The 26712-nt window shown below is 44.5% G+C and carries 29 protein-coding genes; 23 read left to right on the top strand and 6 right to left on the bottom strand.

Annotated features, from left to right (window positions below):
* Positions 1-14 precede the first annotated feature (14 nt).
* Positions 15-200, bottom strand: a complete 186-nt coding sequence (locus MWM02_RS15580) for a YhzD family protein (RefSeq protein ID WP_064552581.1) — start codon at positions 198-200, stop codon at positions 15-17.
* Between the two features lie 144 nt (positions 201-344).
* Here MWM02_RS15580 and MWM02_RS15575 point away from each other — a divergent pair, with 144 nt between their 5' ends.
* The 6 genes from MWM02_RS15575 to MWM02_RS15550 all read left to right on the top strand — a co-directional run bounded on the left by MWM02_RS15575 (position 345) and on the right by MWM02_RS15550 (position 6066).
* Positions 345-1244, top strand: coding sequence for an ABC transporter ATP-binding protein (locus tag MWM02_RS15575; protein WP_064552580.1), 900 nt, complete (start codon positions 345-347; stop codon positions 1242-1244).
* Positions 1237-2475: an ABC transporter permease gene (locus MWM02_RS15570; RefSeq protein WP_244402394.1), complete on the top strand. Its 1239-nt coding sequence runs from the start codon at positions 1237-1239 to the stop codon at positions 2473-2475. The genes MWM02_RS15575 and MWM02_RS15570 overlap by 8 nt, the downstream gene beginning before the upstream one ends.
* Before the next feature lie 91 nt (positions 2476-2566).
* The gene (gene yhaM / locus MWM02_RS15565; protein ID WP_064552578.1) at positions 2567-3544 is read left to right on the top strand and encodes a 3'-5' exoribonuclease YhaM; all 978 of its coding nucleotides are present in this window, start codon (positions 2567-2569) and stop codon (positions 3542-3544) included.
* 507 nt (positions 3545-4051) lie between these two features.
* Positions 4052-4237, top strand: coding sequence for a sporulation YhaL family protein (locus tag MWM02_RS15560; protein WP_064552577.1), 186 nt, complete (start codon positions 4052-4054; stop codon positions 4235-4237).
* Between the two features lie 107 nt (positions 4238-4344).
* On the top strand, positions 4345-5427 hold the full coding sequence (gene serC, locus MWM02_RS15555; protein WP_244402393.1) for a 3-phosphoserine/phosphohydroxythreonine transaminase: 1083 nt from the start codon (positions 4345-4347) through the stop codon (positions 5425-5427).
* A 114-nt stretch (positions 5428-5541) separates the two neighbouring features.
* Entirely contained in the window at positions 5542-6066 is a 525-nt protein-coding gene (locus MWM02_RS15550; RefSeq protein WP_064552575.1) for a tryptophan transporter, read from the top strand.
* Positions 6067-6116: 50 nt separating this feature from the next.
* On the opposite strand, the gene yhzF is transcribed toward MWM02_RS15550, so the two are convergent.
* The gene (gene yhzF, locus MWM02_RS19695; RefSeq protein ID WP_481861778.1) at positions 6117-6296 is read right to left on the bottom strand and encodes a membrane protein YhzF; all 180 of its coding nucleotides are present in this window, start codon (positions 6294-6296) and stop codon (positions 6117-6119) included.
* A gap of 165 nt (positions 6297-6461) precedes the next feature.
* On the opposite strand from yhzF, the gene MWM02_RS15545 reads away from it, so the two are divergent.
* Positions 6462-7070, top strand: coding sequence for an HTH-type transcriptional regulator Hpr (locus MWM02_RS15545; protein ID WP_198401604.1), 609 nt, complete (start codon positions 6462-6464; stop codon positions 7068-7070).
* Here MWM02_RS15545 and MWM02_RS15540 read toward each other — a convergent pair.
* On the bottom strand, positions 7063-7404 hold the full coding sequence (locus MWM02_RS15540; protein ID WP_064552572.1) for a YhaI family protein: 342 nt from the start codon (positions 7402-7404) through the stop codon (positions 7063-7065). The two genes, MWM02_RS15545 and MWM02_RS15540, sit on opposite strands and share 8 nt — an antisense overlap.
* Before the next feature lie 197 nt (positions 7405-7601).
* Between MWM02_RS15540 and MWM02_RS15535 the strand changes: the two genes are divergently transcribed.
* Positions 7602-7781, top strand: coding sequence for a hypothetical protein (locus tag MWM02_RS15535; RefSeq protein ID WP_064552571.1), 180 nt, complete (start codon positions 7602-7604; stop codon positions 7779-7781).
* Between the two features lie 68 nt (positions 7782-7849).
* Here the strand turns inward: MWM02_RS15535 and MWM02_RS15530 are convergent, their stop codons facing one another.
* On the bottom strand, positions 7850-7936 hold the full coding sequence (locus tag MWM02_RS15530) for a YjcZ family sporulation protein (protein ID WP_099458908.1): 87 nt from the start codon (positions 7934-7936) through the stop codon (positions 7850-7852).
* A 191-nt stretch (positions 7937-8127) separates the two neighbouring features.
* On the opposite strand from MWM02_RS15530, the gene MWM02_RS15525 reads away from it, so the two are divergent.
* Complete coding sequence (locus MWM02_RS15525) at positions 8128-8961, top strand: peptidylprolyl isomerase (RefSeq protein ID WP_064552570.1); 834 nt, start codon at positions 8128-8130, stop codon at positions 8959-8961.
* Positions 8962-9002: 41 nt separating this feature from the next.
* Here MWM02_RS15525 and MWM02_RS15520 read toward each other — a convergent pair whose 3' ends face one another.
* Positions 9003-9425, bottom strand: coding sequence for an HIT family protein (locus tag MWM02_RS15520; RefSeq protein WP_064552569.1), 423 nt, complete (start codon positions 9423-9425; stop codon positions 9003-9005).
* Positions 9426-9925: 500 nt separating this feature from the next.
* Between MWM02_RS15520 and MWM02_RS15515 the strand changes: the two genes are divergently transcribed.
* From MWM02_RS15515 to MWM02_RS15475, 9 genes are all read left to right on the top strand, one after another.
* Entirely contained in the window at positions 9926-10663 is a 738-nt protein-coding gene (locus MWM02_RS15515) for an ABC transporter ATP-binding protein (protein WP_244402392.1), read from the top strand.
* Positions 10660-11859: an ABC transporter permease gene (locus MWM02_RS15510; RefSeq protein ID WP_244402391.1), complete on the top strand. Its 1200-nt coding sequence runs from the start codon at positions 10660-10662 to the stop codon at positions 11857-11859. Before MWM02_RS15515 ends, MWM02_RS15510 begins: the two co-directional genes overlap by 4 nt.
* An 11-nt stretch (positions 11860-11870) precedes the next feature.
* Positions 11871-12374 (top strand): antibiotic biosynthesis monooxygenase family protein, encoded by a 504-nt coding sequence (locus MWM02_RS15505; protein WP_244402390.1) that lies wholly within the window; start codon positions 11871-11873, stop codon positions 12372-12374.
* A 170-nt stretch (positions 12375-12544) separates the two neighbouring features.
* A complete protein-coding gene (locus MWM02_RS15500) occupies positions 12545-13945 on the top strand; it encodes a hypothetical protein (protein ID WP_244402389.1) in 1401 nt (466 codons plus the stop codon).
* A gap of 341 nt (positions 13946-14286) precedes the next feature.
* Positions 14287-15324: a uroporphyrinogen decarboxylase gene (hemE, locus tag MWM02_RS15495; RefSeq protein WP_064552563.1), complete on the top strand. Its 1038-nt coding sequence runs from the start codon at positions 14287-14289 to the stop codon at positions 15322-15324.
* 13 nt (positions 15325-15337) lie between these two features.
* Positions 15338-16273, top strand: coding sequence for a ferrochelatase (gene hemH, locus MWM02_RS15490; protein ID WP_244402388.1), 936 nt, complete (start codon positions 15338-15340; stop codon positions 16271-16273).
* A gap of 15 nt (positions 16274-16288) precedes the next feature.
* Positions 16289-17713 carry a protoporphyrinogen oxidase gene (hemY, locus tag MWM02_RS15485; protein ID WP_064552561.1) on the top strand — a complete coding sequence of 475 codons (1425 nt, stop codon included), beginning with the start codon at positions 16289-16291 and terminating at the stop codon, positions 17711-17713.
* 96 nt (positions 17714-17809) lie between these two features.
* Positions 17810-18382 carry a TetR/AcrR family transcriptional regulator gene (locus tag MWM02_RS15480; RefSeq protein WP_064552560.1) on the top strand — a complete coding sequence of 191 codons (573 nt, stop codon included), beginning with the start codon at positions 17810-17812 and terminating at the stop codon, positions 18380-18382.
* Positions 18383-18450: 68 nt separating this feature from the next.
* Complete coding sequence (locus MWM02_RS15475) at positions 18451-20853, top strand: YhgE/Pip domain-containing protein (protein WP_244402387.1); 2403 nt, start codon at positions 18451-18453, stop codon at positions 20851-20853.
* Positions 20854-20987: 134 nt separating this feature from the next.
* Here the strand turns inward: MWM02_RS15475 and yhfH are convergent, their stop codons facing one another.
* Positions 20988-21125 carry a protein YhfH gene (yhfH, locus tag MWM02_RS15470; protein WP_064552558.1) on the bottom strand — a complete coding sequence of 46 codons (138 nt, stop codon included), beginning with the start codon at positions 21123-21125 and terminating at the stop codon, positions 20988-20990.
* Positions 21126-21274: 149 nt separating this feature from the next.
* Here yhfH and MWM02_RS15465 point away from each other — a divergent pair, with 149 nt between their 5' ends.
* From MWM02_RS15465 to MWM02_RS15445, 5 genes are all read left to right on the top strand, one after another.
* Entirely contained in the window at positions 21275-22009 is a 735-nt protein-coding gene (locus tag MWM02_RS15465) for an MBL fold metallo-hydrolase (protein WP_064552557.1), read from the top strand.
* 194 nt (positions 22010-22203) lie between these two features.
* On the top strand, positions 22204-23742 hold the full coding sequence (locus MWM02_RS15460; RefSeq protein ID WP_244402385.1) for a fatty acid--CoA ligase family protein: 1539 nt from the start codon (positions 22204-22206) through the stop codon (positions 23740-23742).
* Positions 23743-23884: 142 nt separating this feature from the next.
* Positions 23885-24877 (top strand): ABC transporter substrate-binding protein, encoded by a 993-nt coding sequence (locus MWM02_RS15455; protein ID WP_064552555.1) that lies wholly within the window; start codon positions 23885-23887, stop codon positions 24875-24877.
* 68 nt (positions 24878-24945) lie between these two features.
* Positions 24946-25923, top strand: a complete 978-nt coding sequence (locus MWM02_RS15450) for an ABC transporter permease (protein WP_064552554.1) — start codon at positions 24946-24948, stop codon at positions 25921-25923.
* Positions 25910-26704, top strand: coding sequence for an ABC transporter ATP-binding protein (locus MWM02_RS15445; protein WP_064552690.1), 795 nt, complete (start codon positions 25910-25912; stop codon positions 26702-26704). The genes MWM02_RS15450 and MWM02_RS15445 overlap by 14 nt, the downstream gene beginning before the upstream one ends.
* Positions 26705-26712 lie beyond the last annotated feature (8 nt).

Here is a 26712-nt window from a genome sequence, read left to right as displayed (position 1 = left end):
GCAACCCGGTCATATTAACGATGGAACAAAATCAGTTTTCCGCTTGATGTTACGCAACGGTGCGTTTTATCATAGCAGTTATGTTCGCGCAATTTTTGCTCGCTGATTTTTTTTGCTTCCTCGTCGTTCGCTGCTTCGAACGTTTCGTCCAACAGTTTTTCCCCGCTTTTGTCGAAAGCCGTCAACGTGTACGTTGGCATTCCCGTTTCCTCCTCTGATGAATAGTGGTTCATATTATTATTTTGTTATTTTTTGAAAAATTCCTTCTAAATTGTGAAACTTTTCGCTATGATAAACGTGTAATTAGGATGGTGGAATTTTTATCTAAAACTGGGGGAGTGAGAATGACGCTACAGTTAGAGCATGTGACAAAGCGATTTGGTGCAGTGACAGCGGTCAACGATGTTACATTAACGATTCCAGAAGGAAACTTATTCGGATTTCTTGGCGCGAACGGGGCGGGTAAGACGACGACGTTCCGCATGATTTTAGGCTTGCTGGAACCGACAGAAGGAACGATTACATGGAATGGGGGAAAAATCGACTATTCGAAAAGCCACCTTATCGGCTATTTGCCGGAAGAGCGCGGATTGTACCCGAAGCTGAAAGTAAAGGAGCAGCTTATTTATTTAGGCAGGCTGCGCGGCATGGAGAAAGCAGCGATTATAAAAGAAATGGAAGCATGGCTTGAGCGGTTTAACGTGCCAGAGTATGCGGAAAAGCGAGTAGAAGAACTTTCGAAAGGGAACCAGCAAAAAATTCAATTTATCGCTGCCGTGTTACACAAGCCAAAGCTATTAATCTTAGATGAGCCGTTCAGCGGGCTTGACCCCGTCAATGTCGAGCTGTTAAAAGAAGCGGTCATCGATTTAAAAAACAATGGAACGACGATTGTCTTTTCAAGCCATCGGATGGAACATGTCGAAGAGCTGTGCGAGCATCTTTGCATTATGCACCGGGGGCGACCGGTGGTATACGGGTCGTTGAAAGAAGTGAAGCGGTCGTTTGGCAAAAAGAACATTATTATTCATGCCGATATGCCGCTTGATGAACTGGCAGAGTTTCCGGGAGTCGTCAAAATGAAGCGGACCGCGGAAGGCGTGCATTTGCAAATCGAAAATGAAGACGTGTCGCAAAAAATCCTTTCTTATATTGCCAATAAAGGATTTATTCGCAAGTTTGCGCTAGAAGAGCCTTCGTTAAACGATATTTTCATTGAAAAAGTGGGTGCGGCGTATGAATAAGTTTTGGATTGTGCTTTGGCATACGTATACGACAAAGCTGAAAGCGAAATCGTTTCTCATCACGACGATCATTACGAGCCTCTTCGTCTTTGCGATCGCGAACATCCAGCATATTATCGAATTTTTTACGAAGGATGAAAAAACGACGGTCGCCGTCATCGATACAACGGGAATGTTTTACGAACCGCTCGAGGCACAGCTGAAACAAGGAAAACACGATGATCTCCAGTTAAAGAAGGCGACCGGCTCGGAAGAAAAGGCAAAGGCGGCTGTCCGCAATGGCAAATGGGATGCGCTCCTTATCCTTTCGGCTGACGATAAACAGCTGCCGAAAGCGGCGTATTATGCAAACACAATTGCCGACAGCGATACGCCAAGCGAGCTTGAGCAAGCGCTCCAGCAGCTGAAAACAGCGCTGGCGACAGCAAAACTCGGTCTGAAGCAAGAGCAAATCGCGCAATTGTATGAGCCGGTGCCGTTTGAAAAAGTGGCATTGGAAAAAAACGCGAAAACGGAAGAAGAGCTGAATCAGGCGCGCGTTCTTGTTTACGTGCTGCTGTTTGCGATGTACATGTTTGTGCTTATGTACGGCGGCATGATTTCAACGGAAGTGGCGACGGAAAAATCGTCGCGCGTCATGGAAATTTTAGTATCCAGCGTCCCACCGCTCCAGCAGTTATTTGGAAAAATTCTTGGGGTTGCGCTGCTTAGCTTAACGCAATTTGCGATTTTATTTGCCGTCGGTTTTGCGGCACTGAAAAGCAGCGGGCAGGAATTGTGGAAGTTTCTTGGCTTTGATCATCTTCCTGTCTCGACATTTGCGTATGCGATTATTTTCTTCCTTTTAGGTTATTTCTTATATGCGACATTATTTGCTGTGCTCGGTTCGCTCGTCAGCCGCGTGGAAGACGTGCAGCAAATGATTATGCCGGTGATGACTTTGGTGATTGCCGCATTTATGATCGCGATGTTTGGCTTAGGCGCGCCAGAATCGTCTTTTATTACGGCGACATCGTTCATTCCGTTTTTCACGCCGATGATTATGTTTTTACGGGTTGGATTGCTGTCTGTTCCAGTTTGGGAAGTGGCGATCAGCCTTGCTTTATTAATCGCGACAATCGGTTTGCTCGCCTTTTTCGGATCAAAGGTGTACCGCGGCGGGGTGCTTATGTATGGGAAAGCCGGTTCATGGAAAGATATGAAAAAAGCGGTGCAGCTGACGAAAAAGTAAGGCCTTGCGCATGCAAGGTCTTATATTTTTAGCGCTTATGCAATTGTGGTATACTTAACTATACGCAAATTTGGAAACGGAGGAGAATAGGTTGGCGAAAGGGATCATTCATTATGATGTCGGGGAACAGGTAGATGTCTACTTGCTTATTAAGTCAGTGACAAAAGGGATCGCCAGTAACGGAAAACCGTTTTTAACGTTAATTTTGCAGGACAAAACGGGGGATATTGAAGCAAAATTATGGGACGTGTCGCCGGAAGATGAGAGCGTCTACGTGCCGGAAAGCATCGTCAAAGTGTTTGGCGACATTCATAATTACCGCGGTAAAACGCAGCTGAAGATTCGTTCGATTCGCCCCGCTCACGCTGGGGACGATGTTCGTGTATCCGACTTTCTCGAAACCGCCCCGATGAAGCGCGAAGAGATGATGGAAAAAATTACACAATACATATTCGATATGGAAAATCCGAACATCCAACGGATTACCCGCTATTTGTTAAAAAAGTACGAACAAAGATTTTTTGATTATCCGGCGGCAATGAAAAATCACCATGAATTTATTTCCGGATTGGCGTACCATGTCGTGTCGATGTTGGAATTGGCAAAAGCGCTTGTGAATTTATATCCATCGTTGAATAAAGACTTATTATACGCTGGCGTGATTTTGCACGATCTCGGCAAAGTGATCGAACTATCCGGCCCGGTGTCGGCATCGTATACGCTGGAAGGCAATTTGCTTGGCCATATTTCGATTATGGTGAGCGAAATCGGAAAAGCGGCCGAACATCTTGGCATTAGCGGGGAAGAAGTTGTCGTGCTGCAACATATGGTCCTTTCCCATCATGGAAAAACGGAATGGGGCAGCCCGAAGCCGCCAATGGTGAAAGAAGCGGAAATTCTGCATTACATTGACAACTTGGACGCAAAATTGAACATGATTGACCGGGCGCTTGAAAAAGTAAAGCCGGGAGAATTTACGGAGCGAATTTACGCGCTGGAAAATCGTTCGTTTTATAAACCGATGTTTTCTTCTGTTTTAAAAGCAGAAAAAAAGGGGGGAGACCGGTAATCTCCCCCCCCTTTTCATATTAATGCCTGACTACAAGCGCCATTTAAATAGCATTATCGAGCCTTTATATTCCTCGCGTCATTAGATATACAAAAGGATAAAACAAATCCCGGCAAACAGGTGGATCGTTCTTAACATGTTTTGGCGATTGGTGACGGGCAATGCTTCTCCCATGCGATTAAATCCCAATCCGTAAAGAAGCAAAAAATTCCGAGGCAAGTAATGTCAGGCTGATCATTTTAAAAATCGCGTTTTTACATAAAACGATTGCCAACAGAAAAATAAATTCCCATGTAAACATAATCATCGTGAACGACAGAAGTAAGAAAGAAAAATCGGATGTAGATCCTGAAGGGGGATGGATATGGCCATTACCTTTATTTCCAAATCTTTCAGCCAGAGCCTGAATGTTTATAATAATATCAGTTGAAAGTAAGGTTTATGCATACTACGTCCATGTTTGGCGTATATTGTAGTAAGACAAGCTACATAAAAAGGGGGATGTGCATGTTTAGCATGCCATGGTGGATTTACTTGGTCGTTGCCGGCATTATTTTCAGCGGCTATATGACGGTAAGGACGGCAGCGAAAGAGCGTGAAATAGATGAGGCGATGATTGAAAAAGAAGGAGAAATTTATATGGAGCGCATTCGCGAGGAGAGAAAGCGGCGCCAGCAGGCAAAGTCCTTGTAGAACACAAGGACTTGATTTTTTTGAAAAATTCTTTTTATTTTTTTTCAGTTCATGTTAGGATAATAGTAACTGTTATTCATTAAAGAGATAAAGTGGGGGATGAAATGATGAAACGGGCATACAATTTCAACGCAGGACCTTCAGCGCTGCCGCTTCCAGTATTGAAGCGGGCGCAAGAAGAGCTTCTCAATTTTCAAAATACGGGAATGTCAGTAATGGAGCTGAGCCATCGCAGCAAGGAATACGATGCGGTGCACAACAGCGCGAAGCAGCGGCTAAAAAAATTAATGAACATTCCCGATACGCATGATGTCCTGTTTTTGCAAGGGGGAGCGAGCTTGCAGTTTTCGATGGTGCCGATGAACTTGCTTGGCAAAGATAAAGTGGCCAATTATGTACTTACGGGATCATGGTCGGAAAAAGCGCTCAAAGAAGCGAAAAAAATTGGGAAAACCCATATTGCTGCTTCAAGCAAAGAAGCGAATTATACGTACATTCCGCGTTTGGAAGACATTCAGCTTTCCGAAAACGCCGCCTATTTACATATTACCTCCAACAATACGATTTTCGGCACACAGTGGCATGAATTTCCTGATTTGCCAATTGATCTTATTGCCGATATGTCCAGTGATATTTTAAGCCGGGAAATCAACGTTGGACAATTTGCGTTGATTTACGCAGGGGCGCAAAAAAATCTTGGTCCTTCCGGCGTGACTGTCGTCATTATTCGCAATGATTTATTAGAGCGCATTCCTGATAACCTGCCGACGATGCTTGACTACCGCACTCACATCTCGAGCAATTCGCTGTACAATACGCCGCCGACGTTTGCGATTTATATGATTTCGCTCGTGCTTGAATGGGTAGAAGAGCAAGGCGGCGTGAAAGCGATCGAAGCGCGCAATAAAGAAAAAGCAGCCGTTGTGTACGAAGCGATTGATGCAAGCAACGGGTTTTACGCCCCGCATGCGGAAAAGGACAGCCGTTCGCTCATGAATGTCACGTTTACACTGCCAAATGAAGAATTAACGAAGAGATTTTTAGCGGAGGCAAAGGAAAAAGGATTTGTTGGACTAGCCGGCCATCGTTCCGTTGGCGGCTGCCGCGCGTCGATTTATAACGCTGTTCCGCTTGAGGCGTGTGAAGCGCTAGCAGAATTTATGAATGACTTTTACCGTCGGTTTAGCTAATTTTTTTACTTCACTTTTATACTGCAAAGTGATATAATAATAGAAAAATTCTCGTAATAGGTGCGAGCACGCGATTAGAGGAGCTCAGGCTAGAATAGATGAGGAGAGATGAGCATGAATACGCGAGTGTTAGTTTCATTGGCATTGCTAGTTGGAATCGGGGCGGTATTGCACGCCGTTATTCCGGGAATTTTCTTCGGGATGAAGCCGGACATGATGCTAACAATGATGTTTCTAGCCATTTTATTGTTTCCAAATGTAAAAACAGCGGGGCTTGTCGGGATTGTGACAGGCGTTATTTCCGCGATGACAACAGGATTTCCGGGAGGACAGGTTCCAAATATCATTGACAAAATCATCACCGCTTTTGTGTTTTTCGCGTTTGTGTTGCTTTTGAAAAAATATGGTCAAACGGTGATTTCTGCCACAATATTGACGGCTGTCGGTACGGCCATTTCCGGCACGATTTTTTTAACCGCAGCGCTTTTGTTAGTCGGACTGCCAGGGGGAGCGACTTTTTCCGCTTTATTTCTGACTGTTGTATTGCCGACGGCTGCGATTAATATGATTGTGATGGTGATTATCTATCCAATTGTCTCGTCGATTTTTAAGCGGATGAACATTACAGCGCATGTGTAACAATCGCAAAAAACCCGATCATCATCTTGGTCGGGTTTTTTGCTATCACACTATACGTATCGCAGAAGCCAGGCAGTGGCAAAGCAAAAAAATGTTATTCCAATATAAACGAAAGCACGCTGCTGCAAAATTTTTTTTGGTGGGTACATTTTCGCCTTCGATAATGAAAAAAGCGTGTAGATGAAAAGGCAGAAAAACACGAAGCTAACAATAAAGAAAAACGACCGCATATATATCATTGCATTCTCCTCCTATGTTTACTATATGTCCGTTATTTTGCCGCTATGAATGGCAGAGGATGATCATAAAATTAAACATTTTTATCCTTTATTAATTTTTATTTTACTGGCATAATAGAAAGTAAAAAACACGGTGAGGGAAGAGTGGGTGGAACGATGAAAACGACAGAGCAAAATTATTCTATAAAAGAGGCGATGCTATTTAGCCAACGGATTGCCCAGTTAAGCAAGGCGCTTTGGAAATCGATCGAAAAGGATTGGCAGCAATGGATTAAGCCGTTTGACTTGAACATTAATGAACATCATATTTTATGGATTGCGTATCATTTTAAAGGAGCGTCGATTTCGGAAATCGCGAAATTTGGCGTGATGCATGTGTCGACGGCGTTTAATTTTTCGAAAAAATTAGAAGAAAGAGGCTTGCTTTCCTTTTCGAAAAAGCAAGACGACAAGCGCAATACGTATATTGAACTGACCGAAAAAGGAGAAGAAGTGTTGTTGAAACTAATGGAATCGTACGATCCGACGAAAAACGCCGTGTTTAAAGGGGCGTTGCCGCTGCGCGATTTGTACGGAAAGTTTCCAGAAATTTTAGAAATGATGTGTATCATCCGCAATATTTACGGGGATGATTTTATGGAAATTTTCGAAAGGGCGTTTGAAAATATTAAAAACGATTTCGTTGAGCAAGATGGAAAGCTAGTGAAACGAAACGCCGCGAAGACGCAAGAAAAGGAAAAAGAACTGACAGGCCAACCTAGCTAACGGTTTTGATTAACTTTTTCAATTCGGTCATCAGAGGAACAAACATTTGCTGTTGAAGGAGAGCGTCGACTGTCTGTTCGAGCGGAAGGCTTGGATGAAGCATGCCCGCGAAATGAAGGAGAAGCGGGGTGAAAATCGTCAGCCCTTCCGCTTTTTGTTTTTCGTATTCTTCGCTTAACTGTTGGCAAAGGGCGAGCACCTCATCCACTTCTTCTTTTGTTAAATTGGCTTGAATAACAAGATAATAAAACGGTTTTTTGGTTTTATCGACCATTTCCATTAGCAGCGATCGATGAAATTCCAGTTTGGCGATTCGTTCCTCCAGCGTTTCCATATACGTACTCCTTTTGTCAAACATAATCGACAAGTTGTTATGTATATTTTACCGAATTGGCGAAAAACAACCAATAGAAAAGTTTTTTCGGAGGAAGAGGATTTTTCTGTAAAAATCATATTGATTTATAGAACAAAACATTGTAAAGTAAATGAGTAATTATGATATTTTTACCATGAATAGGAGGGGAAATAGGTTTGACGGTGTACTTTATACCCCTTGCTGTCATTATTTTATTTCTCATTAATCAATTAACGTCCCGTCTTTGTGCGCAAAGAGAAATACCGGAAGAAAAGCAACCTGGTGTTTTTCGCACCATCAATGTCCTTATTACGATTTTATTAATTTCCTCCTATTTTGAAGTGCTATTTACATAGAGAAAAGCTGACAGCTCGTGCTGCCAGCTTTTTTGCAGGCGTATGGTGGATAGGGAAAAACATAGCGATTAGAATAAACATGCACATCCAACGATAATTAATAAAATAAACAGCACGACAATTAACGCAAAGCCTCCCGCATAAGGTGCGCTCATTGTAACACCTCCTTTCAATTCCAAAAGGAGCCCATTCAGCCATATCCGCTTCATCATCATCATATGTGATGAAAAAATACATGTATGGGCGGATGACTAACGGAAAAAGGTTTTTTTCTTTAGGAAAAATATGATATAGTTATTGTTGTAATTTTTTTTGCAAAAAAATTGGCGTAGGAGTTGTGGAACAAATGAAAAAATGGATGATTGCGGCAGCCGTCGCCTCCGTTTTCGCTTTGTCAGCGTGCAATAACGGCGATGAAGTCATTGTGAAAACAAAGGACGGTGATATTACAAAAGAAGAATTTTACAATGAAATGAAAGCGCGAGTAGGCAAGGAAGTGATTCGCGACCTTGTCGATGAAAAAGTGTTAAGCAAAAAATATAAAGTAACGGACAAGGAAATCGATAAAGAAATCGAAAACTTAAAAGAAATGTATGGGACGCAATACGATTTAGCAGTCCAGCAAAATGGGGAAAAAGCGATTCGCGACATGGTGAAACTCGATCTTTTGCGGCAAAAAGCGGCGATGGAAGATATCAAGGTAACGGAAAAAGAGTTAAAAGACTATTATAAGAACTATAAGCCGAAAATTAGAGCGAGCCATATTTTGGTGAAAGATGAAAAGACGGCAAAAGAAATTAAAGCGAAGCTTGACAAGGGCGAAGATTTCGCGAAGCTTGCGAAACAATATTCGCAAGATCCAGGATCGGCGTCGAACGGCGGCGATTTAGGTTGGTTTGGACCGGGGAAAATGGTAAAAGAGTTTGAAGATGCGGCATATCAGTTAAAAGTTGGAGAAATTAGCGATCCGGTAAAAACAGAATATGGATATCATATTATAAAAGTAACGGATAAAGAAGAGAAAAAGCCGTTTAATGAAATGAAAGATGAAATTGAGTTTGAAGTGAAAAGAAGCAAGCTCGACCCATCGAAAGTGCAATCGAAAGTGGATAAATTAGTAAAAGACGCAAAAGTGGACATCCAAGATAAAGATTTGCAAGATGCGTTAAAACAACAATAAAAACAACAAAAGGAAGCGGGCAAGAGCGCTTCCTTTTGTTGTTATTCCAATCCTTTTTGAATCGTTGCGGCAATGGTTTGCAAATCGTCAAATGTGTAATCGCTTGCGTGCGATTTCCATACGGCTCCGAAACCATCGCCTTTGCCGTAGCGCGGGATTAAGTGAACATGGTAATGAAAAACCGTTTGTCCTGCTTGTTCGCCGTTATTGTTTAGTAAATTTAAGCCGACTGGGGAAAATTGTTTTTTGATCGCGTTCGCGATTTTTGGAATAGCAGTAAAGACGTGGCTTGCAACATCTGGAGTGAGCTCAAAAATGTTTTCTTTATGTACTTTTGGAATGACGAGCGTATGCCCTTTCGTTACTTGGCTGATGTCGAGAAATGCTAGTACATGTTCATCTTCGTACACTTTTGCCGCAGGAATGTCTCCGTTTACAATTTTGCAAAAAATGCATTCACTCACTAGAAAAAGCCACCTTTCTTATTTTTTTGTTCCATTTTACCATAAAAAAAGCAGGATGCAATCCTGTATTGATTGCATCCCGCTTCGCTGAAAAGGGGAGAAAGTTTGTTCAAACGAGGTAGCGTTTGATGAACACCCCATTTGCGAAAAGTTTTTCTTTGTTCAAGACAGACATCCCTTTGGTCTCTTGTGTAGAGGTTCGTTGCTTCACAGCATGGCAAGATAGTACTGTCTTTCACAAACACCCCATTTTGTTATGGAGTTTCGCGTTTTTTCACCGCATACAACGGTGTTGCTTCAACAATGGTGTCTTTCGCAAACACCTCATTTCGAATGGATGATTCATCTTGCGCTGTTTCTCATCCCCTTTTCGCTATTTATCATGCCCGCGGAAAAAGAATGTATGCAAAAAAAGGAGATAGATAATTTTTGGAAAGTGCCGGCCGCTTTGATAAAATGAAAATGTAGTCCGCAATTTGATGATAGAAAGGAAGCAGACGATGGCGCTCTTGGAAGTTCACCATTTATACGGCGGATATACGAAGCAAAACGTGCTTGAAGATGTTTCGTTTACCGTTGACCGCGGCGAAATAGTCGGTCTAATCGGGCTGAACGGCGCGGGGAAAAGCACGACGATCAAGCATATTATCGGGCTGATGGAACCGCGTAAAGGGACGATTACGATTAACGGAAAAACGTTTTCAGAACAGCCGGATGCGTATCGTTCGCAATTTACATATATACCGGAAACGCCGATTTTGTACGAGGAACTGACATTGGAGGAACATTTGCAATTGACGGCAATGGCTTATGGGCTGGAAAAAAGCGAATATGAACGGCGGCTTCCGCCGTTATTGAAGGAATTCCGCATGGAGAAAAGGCTGAAATGGTTTCCTGCGCATTTTTCCAAAGGAATGAAGCAGAAAGTCATGATCATGTGCGCCTTTTTGGTGGAGCCAGCCCTTTATATTATTGACGAGCCGTTTCTTGGACTTGATCCGCTTGGCATTCATTCTTTGCTGGAACAAATGCAGCGAATGAAGAAAAAAGGAGCGGGCATTTTAATGTCGACGCATATTTTGGCGACGGCAGAAAAATATTGCGATTCGTTTGTCATTTTGCATAACGGAAAAGTAAAGGCGAGAGGAACGCTCGCGGAGCTGCGCGAACAATTTTCTTTGCCATCGGTGACGTTGGATGAATTATATATCGAATTAACAAAGGAAGACAGCGTATGATAAATGGAAGACAATTATGGAACGATCGCCTTTATCAAGAAGCGAGAAAAATGCGGCGTTATTTGCGCTATATGCTGAACGACCATTTATTGTTTATCTTGCTGATTGGCATTGGGCTAGGGGCGGTTGCCTACCATCATTGGGTACAAACGCTTCCGCCGCATTTCCCTTATCCAATTGTGGCCGCGCTGGTTTTTTCTTTCGTATTGACGTTCGGTTCGCTGCGCACGTTGTTGCAGGAAGCGGATATCGTGTTTTTATTGCCGGCTGAGACGAAGCTCCGCCCATATATTCAACGGGCGTTTTTACTGAACTTTCTTTTGCAAGCATATGGGCTGCTTCTTGTATGGTTGGCCATCGTGCCGCTTCACCGAAAGTTTTCCGCTGTTTCTGTATGGCTGCTGTTTTTTGTGCTGCTCGTTCTAAAAGGATGGAATTTGTTTATCAGCTGGAAAGGAAATTATTTTATCGAGCCGCTTACCCATCGTCTCAGCGCGATTTCCCGGTTTGGGCTAAATGCCGCGTTCGTTTATTTCTTGCTTTCCGATGCTTCCGCCTTCTTTTTACTTGCCTTGTGTGCGCTGATTGCCGGCATCACCTTTTATATTGTACGAGCAACAAAGCGAAAGGGGTGGAAATGGGAGCGGATCATTGAACAGGAAGCAAAAGCAGCGCGCACATTTTACCGCATCGCCAATTTGTTTACTGATGTTCCGCAATGGAAAGAGGAGGCGAAGCGGCGTCGTTGGCTTGATTTTCTAGTTTTAATGATTCCGTACCAGCAAAAAAATACATTTCTTTATTTGTATGTACGAACATTCATCCGTTCAGGCGGCTATTTAGGGCTTTATATCCGCTTAATCGCAATTGGATTGTTATTGCTTTATATCGTTCCATCGGCATACGGAAAAATCGCTGTGTCGCTATTTTTTCTTTACATTACAGGTTTTCAATTATTCGCGCTCATCGATCATCATCGGACAAACTTGTGGATTCGGTTATATCCGTTTCCTGACGATATGCGGAAACAGGCGGTATGCCGACTCCTCTTTTTCTTGTTAATTGTGCAAAACAGCGTATTCAGCTTGTTTTTGTTCCTGCTTGGCGCCGGCGCGATCTGGATCGGGTCATGGGCGGCAGGTGCTGTTTTTAGTTATTGGCTATTGTTTCATTATCTTTCTAATCGTCGCAAATAGGAGGGAGAAGAATGAAAAAAATGTATATCACGGCGGGAACGGCGGATTATTTGCAAAAAATAAAGGATGTGCATAAGAACGAAACGATGTTGTTATTGGAAGGGGAAGCGGATGCCGTTTTGCTTCATGAAACAGACGGGGAAACGGTGTTTAACGAGCCGCGCCGTTATGAAGTGATCGATGCAGCCGGCGAGTTGGGCGGAGCGTTCGTTGTATGCAACAATATTCCAGTGACCGATGAAGGGCGCCCGCTTTTTGAGCATCGCTTTCAGCAGCGAGCGAGATTGATTGAAAATGAACCTGGATTTGTTGCGATTCGCGTGCTTCGTCCACTTTCGAACGATACGTATGTGATTATGACATTATGGGAAGGGAAAGAACATTTTGAACAGTGGCAGCGCTCCAACGCGTTCGCAAAAGCGCATGAGCGGCGAAAAGACGAACAAAAGCCATCTCGGCAAATATTTCCGCGTCCGTCTTATGTAACGACCTATTCGGTTGTTCCAGAAAGATAAAACGGTTTTTTACCACCTCGCTTTTGCTACAGTGAGAAAGCGGGGTGTTTTTTTGCCATCATGCGATCAAAGAAGTGTTTCACACCTTTATTCTCCTTTCATATGCTGTAGTACATCGGTGTTAGGTAAATGCCCTATTTACCCAATGAAACAAGGAAAGGAGAATAGGAATGGGTGTCGAATTAACGGTGCTGCATTGGATTTACTTAGCGTTTATCGTGCTTATCATCGGGTTTATGATCGCGCGAAAAGATACATCGCTCGTTTGCATCGTCGGGATCTTTTTGTTGGCCGCCACTGCGACCCATTCGTTAAGCGCTGCGATCAGCGGGGTGTTCAATAGTTTTATTTACGCAATGACAGAGCTTTTGCCGACCATTTTAGTGATTTCCATTATTGTGGCAATGAGTAAAGTGTTGACAGCAACGGGAATTAATGATGTGATGATTTCGCCATTTACTAGGTTTATTCGTACACCAGGATGGGCGTATTGGACGATTGGAATTTTGATGATGGTCATTTCTTGTTTTTTCTGGCCATCACCTGCGGTTGCGCTAATGGGAGCGGTGTTGCTGCCTGTGGCTATTCGCATTGGGCTGCCAGCGTTAGGAGCGGCAATGGCGATGAATTTATTCGGCCATGGTGTTGCTTTGTCAGGAGATTTCGTTATTCAAGGAGCGCCAAAGCTGACAGCGGATGCTGCCGGTCTTCCTGTCTCGGAAGTCATCTCCGCCAGCGTGCCGCTCGTGTTGGTGATGGGAGCGGCAACTACGATTACTGCCTTTTTATTGCTTCGCCGTGATATGAAAAGGGGTTATTTTGCTAACGAAGCGAACGAAGTGGCGGTAACAGCGGATGCGGTGCTTGAAAAGACGGAACGGTTGTTGTCTAATCAAGCGAAAAATATGTTGGCGGTCATCATTCCGGTTATGTTTGTTTTAGACGTCATCACAATGTTTTATTTGCGCTTGCAAGGCGGGCAAGCGACTGCATTAATCGGAGGAACGGCGATTTTTATTTTAATTCTTATTTCTATTTTTGCGCATAAACAAGAAAGTTTTGAAGAAATTACTAATTATTTGATCGAAGGGTTTCAATTTGGCTTTAAAGTATTTGGGCCAGTCATTCCGGTCGCGGCGTTTTTTTATCTTGGCGACGCAGGGTTTGGTAAAATTATCGGCGAGCACTTGCCAAAACTATCGCAAGGGATTGTGAACGACTTGGGAGTGGCGCTTGCCCATATTGTGCCGCTTAACGATGAGATTGGCGCAGTAACGTTAACGGTTGTCGGAGCAATCACAGGCTTGGATGGTTCAGGATTTTCCGGCATTTCATTGGCAGGGTCGGTTGCGCATTTATTTGCGACAGCGATTGGCGGCGGTGCCGCGACCTTGACTGCGCTTGGGCAAATTGCGGCAATTTGGGTTGGAGGCGGCACGCTTGTTCCCTGGGCGCTTATTCCCGCTGCGGCCATTTGCGGTGTCGATCCATTTGAGCTGGCGCGGCGCAACTTAGTTCCGGTAGCGATTGGTATCGTGATTACAACGATTGCCGCGATGTTTCTTATGTAAAATGGTTGATAAGCTGTCTCGTAGGAGCGAGGCGGCTTTTTTGTTATAATAAAGAAGAATGATTTTTGACGCCAACATCGTTACACCGATGAAAAGCATGGAACATGATAGTTAGGCAGAAGCAGCCGGTCTCCTATTTTGGAAAGTGGACGAATAAAACGGTATTGGTATCAGCGAAAACAAATTGTCAATTTTTTGACGGTTTCCCCCCGTTGCTATACATTGTCATAAGAACCTTGTATAGTTGTAATTGTAGTTTTTTATCCAATTGCTCTTTGGTGAAAATTTTTCTCCATTTTTTATAGATTCATCGATGCGAAAGTAAAGAAAGGCGGATGAAGATGTCAAAACGAAAGAATGATACTTTTTTACGCGCTTGCCGCGGCGAAAACACAGATTATGTTCCGGTTTGGTATATGAGGCAGGCGGGGAGATCGCAGCCGGAATATCGGGCGCTTAAAGAGAAATATTCGTTATTTGAAATTACACACCAACCGGAACTTTGCGCTTATGTAACCAGATTACCGGTCGAACAGTACAATGTCGATGCGGCGATTTTGTATAAAGATATTATGTCTCCGCTTCCGGCGATTGGCGTCGGTGTAGAGATTAAAGCGGGGATCGGGCCGGTGATTGCCAATCCAATCCGCTCCTTGGCTGATGTAGAAAAGCTCGGAGAAATTCATCCGGAAGAAGATGTGCCGTACGTATTGGAAACGATTAAGCTGCTGACGACCGAACAGCTAAACGTTCCGCTCATTGGGTTTGCCGGCGCGCCGTTTACGCTCGCGAGCTATATGATTGAAGGGGGTCCATCGAAAAACTACAATAAAACGAAAGCGTTTATGTATGCAGAACCGAAGGCGTGGTTCGCGCTGATGGACAAGCTTGCCGATATGACAATTCGCTATGTAAAGGCGCAAATCCGCGCTGGTGCGGATGCGATCCAAATTTTTGATTCCTGGGTTGGCGCCGTGAGCGTGGACGATTACCGTACATTTATTAAACCGACGATGGTCCGGATTTTTGCGGAGCTGCGTGAAGAAAACGTTCCGCTCATTATGTTCGGCGTTGGCGCAAGCCATTTGGCGAAAGAGTGGAATGATTTACCGCTTGATGTAATCGGGCTCGATTGGCGGCTTTCGCTTCGCGAAGCACGGGAAAGAGGAATTACAAAGGCGCTTCAAGGAAATTTAGATCCAGCGGTTCTTCTTGCCCCATGGGAAGTCATTGAAAAACGCGTGAAACAAATTTTAGATGAAGGAATGGAACGACCGGGATATGTATTTAACTTAGGCCACGGCATTTTTCCGGAAATTCAACCGGAGACGCTAAAACGGCTGACAGCGTTTATTCATGAGTATACATCAAGAAAATGAGAGGTGTTATGGCATGGCAAAGAAGAGAATGGGCTTATTGGTGATGGCATACGGAACTCCATATAAAGAAGAAGACATTGAGCGATATTATACGCATATTCGTCATGGTAGAAAGCCTTCCCCGGAATTATTGGAAGATTTAAAGCAACGCTATAAAGCGATTGGCGGAACTTCCCCATTGGCCCAAATTACCCTTGAACAAGCGAAGCAGCTGGAAAAGCGGCTTAACGGCGTACAAAATGACATCGAGTTCCAAATGTACCTAGGGTTAAAACATATTGAGCCGTTCATCGAAGACGCCGTTCGGCAAATGCATGAAGATGGCATTAAAGAAGCGGTGGGCATCGTGCTTGCGCCGCATTTTTCAACGTTCAGCGTTCAATCGTATAACGAACGGGCAAAAGCGGAAGCGGAAAAACTCGGAGGGCCGATGATTTATACGATTGACAGCTGGTATGATGAACCGAAATTTATCGACTATTGGGTGGAAAAAGTAAAAGAAGTGTATGCTTCGATGACCGAAGAAGAACGCGACAAAGCGGTGCTCATTGTATCGGCGCATAGCCTGCCGGAAAAAATTATTGCAGCGGGCGACCCGTATCCGCAGCAGCTTGCGGAAACGGCAAAACTGATTGCCGAAAAAGCCGGCGTAAAACATTATGCGGTAGGTTGGCAAAGTGCCGGCAACACGCCAGAGCCTTGGCTCGGGCCGGATGTTCAAGACTTAACGAGACAGTTGCATCAAGAAAATGGATATACATCATTTGTTTATGTTCCGGTCGGTTTTGTCGCAGATCATTTAGAAGTGCTGTATGATAACGATATTGAATGTAAACAAGTGACGGAAGAAATCGGCGCAAACTATTATCGTCCAGAAATGCCGAATGCGAATGCAAAATTCATCGATGCATTAGCGACGGTTGTATTAAAACGGATCAAACTTTTATAAAGAAGGCGATGAACAGTGAATGAAGAAAGATATACAGTTGTGATTATCGGAGGCGGCATCACGGGAATTACCGCTGCGTATTATTTGCAAAAAGCGGTGAAAGAACAACAACTTCCGATTGAATGCAAACTGGTCGAAGCGACGCATCGTTTAGGCGGCAAAGTGCAAACGGTGGTGCGCGATGGCTTTGTCATTGAGCGCGGCCCCGATTCGTTTTTGGCGCGAAAAACGAGCGCTTTCCGTCTTGTGCGTGAAGTTGGGCTCGAAAATGAAATCGTCCATAATGCGACAGGGAAATCGTATATTCTTGCGAACGGAAAGCTCTATCCAATACCGGGTGGGGCTGTCATGGGGATTCCGACGCGAATCGGTCCATTTATCACGACAAAGCTGTTTTCCCCATTAGGAAAGCTGCGTGCCGCTTTTGATTTTATTTTGCCGCCGACAAAAGCTGAAGGTGATGTATCGTTAGGGCAATTTTTCCGCCGCCGTCTCGGAGATGAGGTGGTAGATAACTTAATTGAACCGCTGTTGTCGGGCATTTACGCCGGTGATATTGATCAAATGAGTTTAATGGCGACATTTCCGCAATTCTTCCAAGTCGAGCAGCAATACGGCAGCCTTGTGCTCGGTGCGAAGCGGACGACACCGAAAGAGCAGAAACAGCGGCAAGGTGCGTTTCAAACGTTAAAAACTGGACTGCAATCGTTAATCGATGAAGTGGAAAAACGTCTGGAACAAGGCAGCGTGATTAAAGGAGTACGGGTAGAAAACGTGTGGCGCGAGGGAACGGGATACCGTCTGCGCTTAAGCAATGGCGACATATGGAAAGCGGACAGCGTCATTGTCGCGACGCCGCACTCATCCGTGCCAGCGATGTTTGCAGATTACCCGTTTTTTGAACCGTTCCGCTCTGTTCCATCGACATCCGTCGCAACAGTGGCATTGGCCTTTCCGGAAAGCGCCATTGAACAAGATATTGACGGGACCGGTTTCGTCGTTTCCCGCCGCAACGATTATACAATTACCGCCTGCACATGGACACATAAAAAATGGCCGCATACCGCGCCAAACGGAAAAGCATTGTTGCGCTGCTATGTCGGGCGCCCCGGCGATGAAGAAATCGTTGAACAGTCAGATGACGAAATTGTCCGTGTCGTGATGGACGATTTAAACAAAATTATGCGCATTGCTGGACGTCCAGAATTCATTGTTATTTCGCGATGGAAAAAAGCGATGCCGCAATATACCGTCGGGCATAAAGAGCGGCTTGCGAAAATAAAAGAGCATATGGCTGATGAACTTCCAGGCGTGTTTTTGGCGGGAAGTTCATACGAAGGATTAGGGCTGCCGGACTGCATCGACCAAGGGGAAAATGCGGTAAAAAAAGTGCTTGATTATTTGCAAACGGCCCGTCAAAAACTGGCGGAGGTTAACTAAAAAATGAGTTAACCTCTTTCTTTTTTATGAAAATTATGCTATGATCTAGACGTAATGACCAAAATGTTCATTTAGTCAACATGAAGGATGAGGAATATGTCAATTGACCGAAAGCGGCAAATTATTGAAGCAGCCACGAAATCCTTTTCATTATTTGGCTACAAAGCAACGACAATGGAGCAAATAGCGAAGCTTGCCAATGTCGGCAAAGGCACGATTTATACGTTTTTTAAAAACAAAGAAGACTTATTGGATGCCATTATCTCTTCGCTTATTTTAGAAATAATAGAGGAAGCAGAGCAGGCGATGGACCCTAGTCGTCCTTTTTCAGAAAACGTGCACCGCGCTTTATACCGCATTTTAGAGTTTCGCCAGCAACATCAATTGACGGCGAAGCTTCTTCAAGAGGTACGCAACCTTGGAACACCGGCAGTTCAAGAAGTGATGAAAAAATTAGATTGGGCTGTTATCGATTATATTCGCGAAAAAATTGACATTGCCATCCAAAAAGGAGAAATTCGCGATTGTGATGCAGAGATTACGGCGTTTTTAATGCTGAAAACGTATATTGCTTTGATTGTCGATTGGGAAAAAGATCACGAGCCACTGCCAAAGGAAAAAATTGCACAGTTATTTGAACTTTATTTTCTAAAAGGATTGTCGAAATAGATAGTCCTTCTCTTTTTTGCTAAAACTGACTAAATGGACAAATTAGTCAATCGTAGAGGAGGGGGAAAATGAGAGGATTTGCATTATTATGGAAAGAGACAGAGGCAATTTTGCGAAATCGAAAAGTGCTGATTCCTATTATCGCCGTGATATTCATTCCATTATTGTATAGCGGAATGTTTTTATGGGCGTTTTGGGATCCGTACGCTCATTTAGATAAATTGCCTGTTGCTGTGGTGAACAACGACAAAGGAGCGACGATGAACGGTGAAAAATTGGCCATTGGCGATAAGCTAGTTGAAAAACTGAAAGAAAAAAAGAATTTTGATTGGCATTTTGTTTCTGAAAAAGAGGCGGAAAAAGGGCTGCAACATCAAACATATTATATGGCCATTGAAATTCCGGAAGATTTTTCGAAAAACGCGGCAACATTACAAGACGAACATCCGAAACCGATGAAGCTTATCTATAAACCGAATGAAGCATTTAACTTCTTATCTGCGCAAATTGGCGATAACGCCGTCGAGAAGATAAAGGAAGAGGTTTCCAACACCGTGACGGAAACGTACGCCGAAACGATGTTTGACAATATCCGCGAGATGGCGAAAGGGCTTGCTCAAGCGAGCGACGGCGCAAAACAGCTGCACGACGGAATTAAAAAAGCGAAAGATGGAGGTGCTGCATTGCAAAGCGGCCTTCATGCCGCGAAAGAAGGAAGCGGAAAATTGCGGCAAGGAGCGCATGCAGCAAAAAATGGCGCTGACGAGCTTTATAAAAATTTAAAACTGCTTGCCGAAAGATCGCTCACATTTGAAAATGGGATGCAATCGGCGAGCGATGGAGCTGATCGGTTAAATGACGGGCTTCATCAATTGCAAAACGGTTTTGCAAAAATGCAAGACGGTCATTCACAATTATTAGCCGGCGCGAAACAGGTGGAGAATGGCGCAAAACAGTTGTCTGGTGGACTTTATCAATCGCTTGGCGGAATGAAACAAATGAAAGGAAATATTCCGCAATTGACACAAGGATCGCAGGAATTGCAAAATGGAGCGCAAAAGCTTTCCGCGTCGATGGAACAATGGCAGCAAGGAGCGGAGCAGACAAATAAAGGCGCTCTCCAAGTGAGCCAAGGGCTAGAAAAAGCGGTGGCGCAGCTGGACGCGTTAGCGGCGCAGGCGACAGATCCAAACGAAAAAGAGTTGTTGCAAACGTTAAAAAAACAATTGCTTCCTTTATCTGAAGGAAGCAAACAAGTCGCTCAAGGAACGGAACAGTTAGCGAATAGCGCTAGCCAATTAAAAACAGGTACGGATCAGCTTGCCAAGGGTGCTTCCCGTCTTCATAATGGCCAGCTTGCATTAAGCGAAGGCGTAGAAAAGATTTTAGCCGGCCAGCAACGATTAGCGAACGGCGCTGATGCGCTTGTTGCCGGTCAGTCGAAAGTAGTGCAAGGATTAACAACATTTGGCGAAAAATTGCAAGAAGGAAAAAATGGCGTTGATCAGCTGGCGGCGGGAAGCGGCCAACTATCTTCCGGATTGCGGCAGCTCGCTCAAGGATCAAGCAAATTAAAAGATGGCACGAATCAGCTTGCCGATGGGTCGGGAAGGCTTGCAAGCGGCATAAACGATCTTGAAAATGGCGCTGCAGGGCTTTCCAACGGCATGAACCAACTTGTTAACGGTTCTGATCAGCTTGCCAGTGGAATGAAACAATTAGATGATGGGTCGAATGAATTGGCAGGCAAACTCGCTGATGGCGCGAAAAAAGCGAGTGACATCAAAGCCAATGATGATGTCTATAAAATGTTTGCCGATCCGGTGAAAAAGAAAAACGAAAAAATGCATCATGTACCAAACTACGGTACCGGATTTACACCGTACTTTTTATCGTTAGGATTGTTTGTCGGAGCGCTGCTTTTATCGATTGTGTTTCCATTGCGCGAACCGGCGGGTGTACCGAAATCCGGATTTAGCTGGTTTATCGGGAAATTTGGCGTTCTATTAGTCATCGGCATGATTCAATCATTGCTGGTAGATGCGGTGCTGCTTGGCGCGTTGGATATTCAAGTGCAAAGCGTCCCGAGATTTGTTTTATTTACGATGATGACAAGCATCACGTTCATCTCGTTAATTCAGTTTCTAGTAACGGCGCTAGGGGATCCGGGGCGTTTTATCGGGATTATTATATTAATTTTGCAGCTTACAACAAGCGCCGGGACATTCCCGCTTGAGTTAATCCCGGGCGAATTGCAACACTTTAACGCTTGGCTGCCGATGACGTATTCCGTGCACGGTTTTAAAGCGGTTATTTCTAGTGGGGACTTTGCGTTTATGTGGCACAACGCGGCGATTTTAGCTTTGTTTATTGCGGTTTTCATCACGGCGACGATTTTGTACTTTACTGTTCAGCATAAACGCCAGTTTTATACAGTCGCGCAACGAATGAATGAAGCTTCCGAAGCGTAATGCTTTGGGAGCTTTTTCCATGCGCGCAACGTTCAAAAAATGGCGAGATGGTCGATTCGACGGCGATCGATGCAAAAAATAAAGATGCTTCTTGCCGGAAGCATCTTTGCGAAGTGCAGACAGAAAGTGTTTAGTTATTGATGGTAAACAACGCCTAAGCAATCTTCACATACATTTCCGTAGCATTCGTGTTGCTCTTCTATTTCTTTGCCGCATTGCACACATTTTTTTGGTGGCAGGTTTTTGAAAAATTCTAACACTTTTCCTAACATTTCGATCGCCTCCGTTGTTTTGTTATTTGTATTGTATTATAACAGTATATATTTAGTCAATATCTGTTTTAAAACAAATTTCAACAAAGATGCAAAATCGCGTGAAATTATGTATGATGAAAAAAAGCACGGTGTAAAGGAGGAATACGATGAAAGTTACAGTTATCGGATATTGGGGCGGTTTTCCAGCAGCGAATGAAGCAACATCGGGATATTTGTTTGAGCATGACGGATTTCGCATGCTAGTGGATTGTGGAAGCGGCGTACTTGCGAAACTGCAAAATTATGTATCTGTCGAAAAATTGGATGCGGTAATAGTGTCCCATTATCATCATGATCACGTCGCGGATATCGGTCCATTGCAATATGCGCGGCTGATCAAAAAAAATCTCGGAGCGCCGTTGCCAACGCTTCCGGTTTACGGGCATCCGTTTGACCAAGGCGAATTTGCGCGGTTAGCGCATGAAGGAATCACCGAAGCAATCGCTTATGATCCAGGACAACCGCTTCAAGTCGGGCCGTTTCACATTACTTTTATGAAGACGGTGCATCCTGTTACTTGTTATGCGATGCGGATTACAGCGGGGGGAGCGGCGGTCGTTTATACGGCTGATTCTAGTTATTTGCCGGAATTTGCGCCGTTTGCCAAAGGCGCGGATTTGCTTATTTGCGAATGCAATTTTTACGCAGGGCAAAACGCCGCTCCCGCCGGCCATATGACGAGCGTGGAAGCGGCGACGATCGCCCGTGATGCAAACGTAGCGGAACTATGGCTAACCCATCTGCCGCATTTTGGAGAACATGCGCAGCTTGTCAGCGAGGCGAGTGCAGTGTTTTCAGGCAAAGTGCAATTAGCAAAGACGGGGCTTGTGTGGGAAAAATAAAAGGGTTGCCCAATTCACGCTGTCGATCAGCTTATTTGCTTTTTTCAAAAAAAGACAAGCGATGGTGGATTAGGGGAGCAAGCTTTTGCTTGCTCTCCTTTCTCTTTTTTCTTATAATATAGTAAAATCTGAATTTTTTTAATTATAAAATGAATGATAATTCATTCAGTGCATTTGCTCGGGGAGGGAATTAGATGAATGTAACGTCGCGGTTGGCAGAGGTAGCAAAGCAGCTATCAAATAAGGAAGCGTATTGGTTTGAAGGGAAAAGCTGCACGTATGGAGAATTGGATGCGGCAATTTCTAAGTTTTCCAGCGGTTTGCATAACATGGGAATACGAAAAGGCGACCATATAGCCTTGCTAGTTGGAAACTCGCCATATTTCGTTATTGGATTGTACGGAGCACTGCGGCTAGGAGCGACTGTTATTCCAATTAATCCAATCTATACGCTGGATGAAATCAGCTATATTTTAACGAATGGAGACGTAAAAACGGCGATTGCGCTCGATTTGCTCGTGCCGCTGTTTGCGCAAATGCAAGGACGCTTGCCATCGCTAGAACAAGTGATTATTTGCGAAACCCCGGAAGGGAAAGCAAAAGGAATTTCATTGCAAAAGGAAATGAAAACGTTTGCAGAAATATTGCAATCCGGTGATATGAACTTCCAAGGGCAGGAGTTGGCGGACGATGATGTTGCCTTGATTTTGTATACATCGGGAACGACGGGAAAACCAAAAGGAGCGATGTTAACCCATAAAAACCTATATAGCAACGCTCAAGATGTTGCCGATTATTTAAAAATCAATGAAAACGATCGCGTTATTGCGGCGTTGCCGATGTTCCACGTCTTTTGTTTAACCGTCGCGCTCAACGCGCCGTTAATGAACGGGGGCACGGTGATTATCGTTCCAAAGTTTAGCCCAGCGAAAATTTTCAATATTGCGCGGGAACAAAAAGCGACGATTTTTGCAGGCGTACCGACGATGTATAACTTCCTGTACCAATATGAAGGCGGAAGTGCGGACGATGTCCGTACGCTTCGTCTGTGCATCTCTGGCGGTTCTTCGATGCCGGTCGCGCTTTTGAAAAACTTTGAGAAAAAATTTAAAGTGATTATTTCGGAAGGATACGGATTGTCTGAAGCGTCTCCGGTAACATGCTTTAATCCGCTAGATCGTCCCCGCAAACCGGGATCGATAGGGACAAGCATTATCAACGTGGAAAACAAGGTAGTCAACGAATTTGGTGAAGAAGTGCCGGTTGGAGAAGTCGGCGAACTTGTTGTCCGCGGCCCGAACGTGATGAAAGGCTATTACAAAATGCCGGAAGAAACGGCGCACGTGCTCCGCGATGGCTGGCTGTATACTGGGGATTTAGCGAGAATGGATGAAGAAGGATATTTCTACATTGTCGACCGGAAAAAAGATATGATTGTCGTTGGCGGCTATAACGTATATCCGCGTGAAGTAGAAGAAGTTTTATACGGCCATCCGGATGTAGTCGAAGCAGCTGTAGTTGGTGTGCCTGATCCGAATTACGGGGAAGTGGTGAAATGTTTTGTTGTTTCGAAAAACCCGCAATTAACAGAGGAAATGCTTATCGAATATTGTCGCCAGCATCTAGCGAAATATAAAGTTCCAAGCTCGATTGAATTTTTAGATGAGCTGCCGAAAAATATAACGGGAAAAATTTTGCGGCGTGCGTTGAAAGAACGGTTAACGTCGTCGTAATCACAAAAAGTACCGAATTTTCGGCACTTTTATTTTTTTCTTAAAATACACAGTTGAAAATAGAATAATAAATTTATATAATTTAATGCATAAAAGCTAAAAAGTATAAAAGTGATAAAGCGTTGTATGCTAGGGGGATGGGATGATGAAAAAAAGAATTCAACGGATCGCAATGTTATGTTCGGCAAGTTTTTTATTGTTGAGCGGGTGCGGTGCGAAAGAAACAAGCAAAAGCGATGGAAACAAAGAGAAAACGTATCGAATCGGCGTGACGCAATTTGTCGAGCATCCATCATTGGATGCGGCGCTGGAAGGATTTAAACAGGCGCTAAAAGACAAAGGGCTGTCCGTTTCCTATGATGTGCAAAACGCCCAAGGAGATATGAACAACAACCAAACGATTGCCAATAATTTTGTTTCTGATCAAGTCGATTTAATTTTCGCCAACTCCACTCCGAGCGCCCAAGCGGCATTGAATGCGACAAAGGATATTCCAATTGTGTTTACATCTGTTACAGATCCGGTCGGGGCGCAGCTTGTCCAATCGATGGAAAAACCGGGGGGCAACGTTACGGGAACGACTGATACGCATCCCGACGCAATTCCGAAAACGGTGCAGTTTATTGATAAATACGTAAAAGGAAATCGCGTCGGCATGATTTATAACTCAGGAGAACAAAACTCCGTCGCGCAAGTGGAAACCGTCAAAAAGGCGATGAAAGGGACAGATTTGAAAATTGCTCCTGTTTCTGTATCGACATCGGCAGAGGTGAAGCAGGCGGCGGAATCGCTTGTCGGAAAAGTAGACTGTATTTATATTATTACGGATAATACCGTTGTTTCTGCGCTTGAGTCGGTGATTAAAGTAGCAAGCGACCATGATATTCCGTTGTTTGTTGGCGAATTGGATTCCGTGAAACGCGGCGGGTTTGCCGCTTACGGGTTCGACTATTACGACATCGGATATGAAGCGGGCGAAATGGCAGCACAAATTCTCAAAGATGGCAAAAAACCGGCTGATTTGCCTGTGCAATATCCGAAAAAACTGAAATTGCTTATTAATAAAAAAGCGGCAAAAGACATGGGTATCGAGCTTAATCCAGAATGGGATTCCATTGCCGAATATGTCGAATAAATAATTTGTATATAATACATCCCTCCTCAGGCAAGGAGGGATGTACTTTCAAAGGACGGGGTTGTGTGATGGCGACAGCGATTTTTAGCGCGATTGAATCAGGGTTCATTTATGCGATTATGGCGTTGGGAGTGTACTTATCGTTTCGTATTTTAGATTTTCCTGACTTAACGGTGGACGGAAGTTTTGTGACAGGAGCGGCGGTAGCGGCCGTGCTTATTGTTAACGGAACGAATCCGTTTCTTGCCTCTGCCGTTGCGCTGTTAGTCGGGTTTGCCGCCGGTTCGGCCACCGGAATATTGCATGCGAAAGGGAAAATTAATCCGCTGTTATCAGGAATTTTAATGATGATTGCGCTTTATTCTGTCAATCTGCGGATTATGGGGCGTTCCAACGTTCCGCTTTTACAGCAAGACACAGTCATGACGGCGATTACGGAAGCGTGGCAAAAAGCAGGGCTGGACGAAGCGATCAACAGCATCATTTCTGTTTCGGGATTTGTGCCGCGCACATGGGCGATTTTTGTGACGATGGCTTTTGTTGTCATAGTTATCAAACTGCTTCTTGATCAATTGTTGAAAACGGAAATCGGCTTAGCGTTGCGCGCGACGGGCGATAATAAGCAAATGGTTTCCAGTTTTTCCGCTAACACTGATTGGCTGACAATTTTCGGGCTTGGTTTATCTAATGCGCTCGTTGCTTTTTCGGGGGCGCTTGTCGCGCAATATGGCGGGTTTAGTGATGTCGGCATGGGAATCGGCATGATTGTCATCGGGCTTGCTTCAGTCATTATCGGGGAAGCGCTGTTTGGATCCCGCACGATTGCGCGCGCGACATTGGCAGTCATTGGCGGAGCGATTGTGTATCGTATTATTTTGGCGCTTGCTTTGCGCGTGCAGTTTTTGGAAACAGGAGACGTAAAGCTCATTACGGCAGTTATCGTAATGATTGCTCTCATTGTCCCAAACATTATCGCGGCGCAAAAAGAAAAACGGCGTAAAAAGCGTAAAGCGCAAGAGAGGGGGGAGCATGTTGCTAGCGCTTAAACAGGTTACAAAAATATTTAATGAAGGAACGATCGATGAAAAGGTAGCATTGCAGTCGATCAATTTGACGCTGGCTCCCGGCGATTTCGTCACGATCATCGGCAGCAACGGTGCGGGAAAATCGACGATGATGAACATTATCTCTGGACGGCTCTTCCCTGACACTGGTTCTGTCTGGATCAACGGAAAAGACGTCACGTCGCTTCGGGAACATGAGCGGGCTCGCTATATCGGCCGCGTGTTTCAGGACCCGCTTGCTGGCACAGCTCCGAATATGACGATTGAAGAAAATTTGGCGCTTGCTTATAACCGTACGAAGCGGCGCACGTTAACATTCGGGGTGACGAAAAAGCGCCGTGACTTTTTCCGTGAGGCGCTTGAGACGCTTCATCTCGGTTTGGAAAATCGTTTAACTGCGAAAGTCGGCTTGTTGTCCGGGGGGGAGCGCCAAGCTTTGTCGCTTTTAATGGCGACGTTTACAAAACCGGATTTGCTCCTTTTGGATGAACATACAGCGGCTCTCGACCCGGCGCGGGCGGAGCTGATTACGGAGCTGACGAAAGAGATTGTTGAAAAATATAAGCTGACGACATTAATGGTTACGCACAATATGGAACAAGCGCTTCGCTTGGGCAACCGCCTGATTATGATGGATCGGGGGCAAATTATTTTCGAAGCGAACGGAAACGAAAAACAATCATTGACGGTCGAACGGCTGCTGCAAGAATTTCAGCGCATCCGCGGCAGCCAATTCGCCAGCGATCGGGCAGTGCTAGGTTGATGGAAAAA

Source organism: Parageobacillus sp. KH3-4 (genome assembly GCF_022846435.1).
GTDB lineage: Bacteria > Bacillota > Bacilli > Bacillales > Anoxybacillaceae > Parageobacillus > Parageobacillus thermoglucosidasius_A.
The sequence above is the reverse complement of the archived record's forward strand: the minus strand, read 5'-3'. Positions and strand labels throughout refer to the sequence as shown.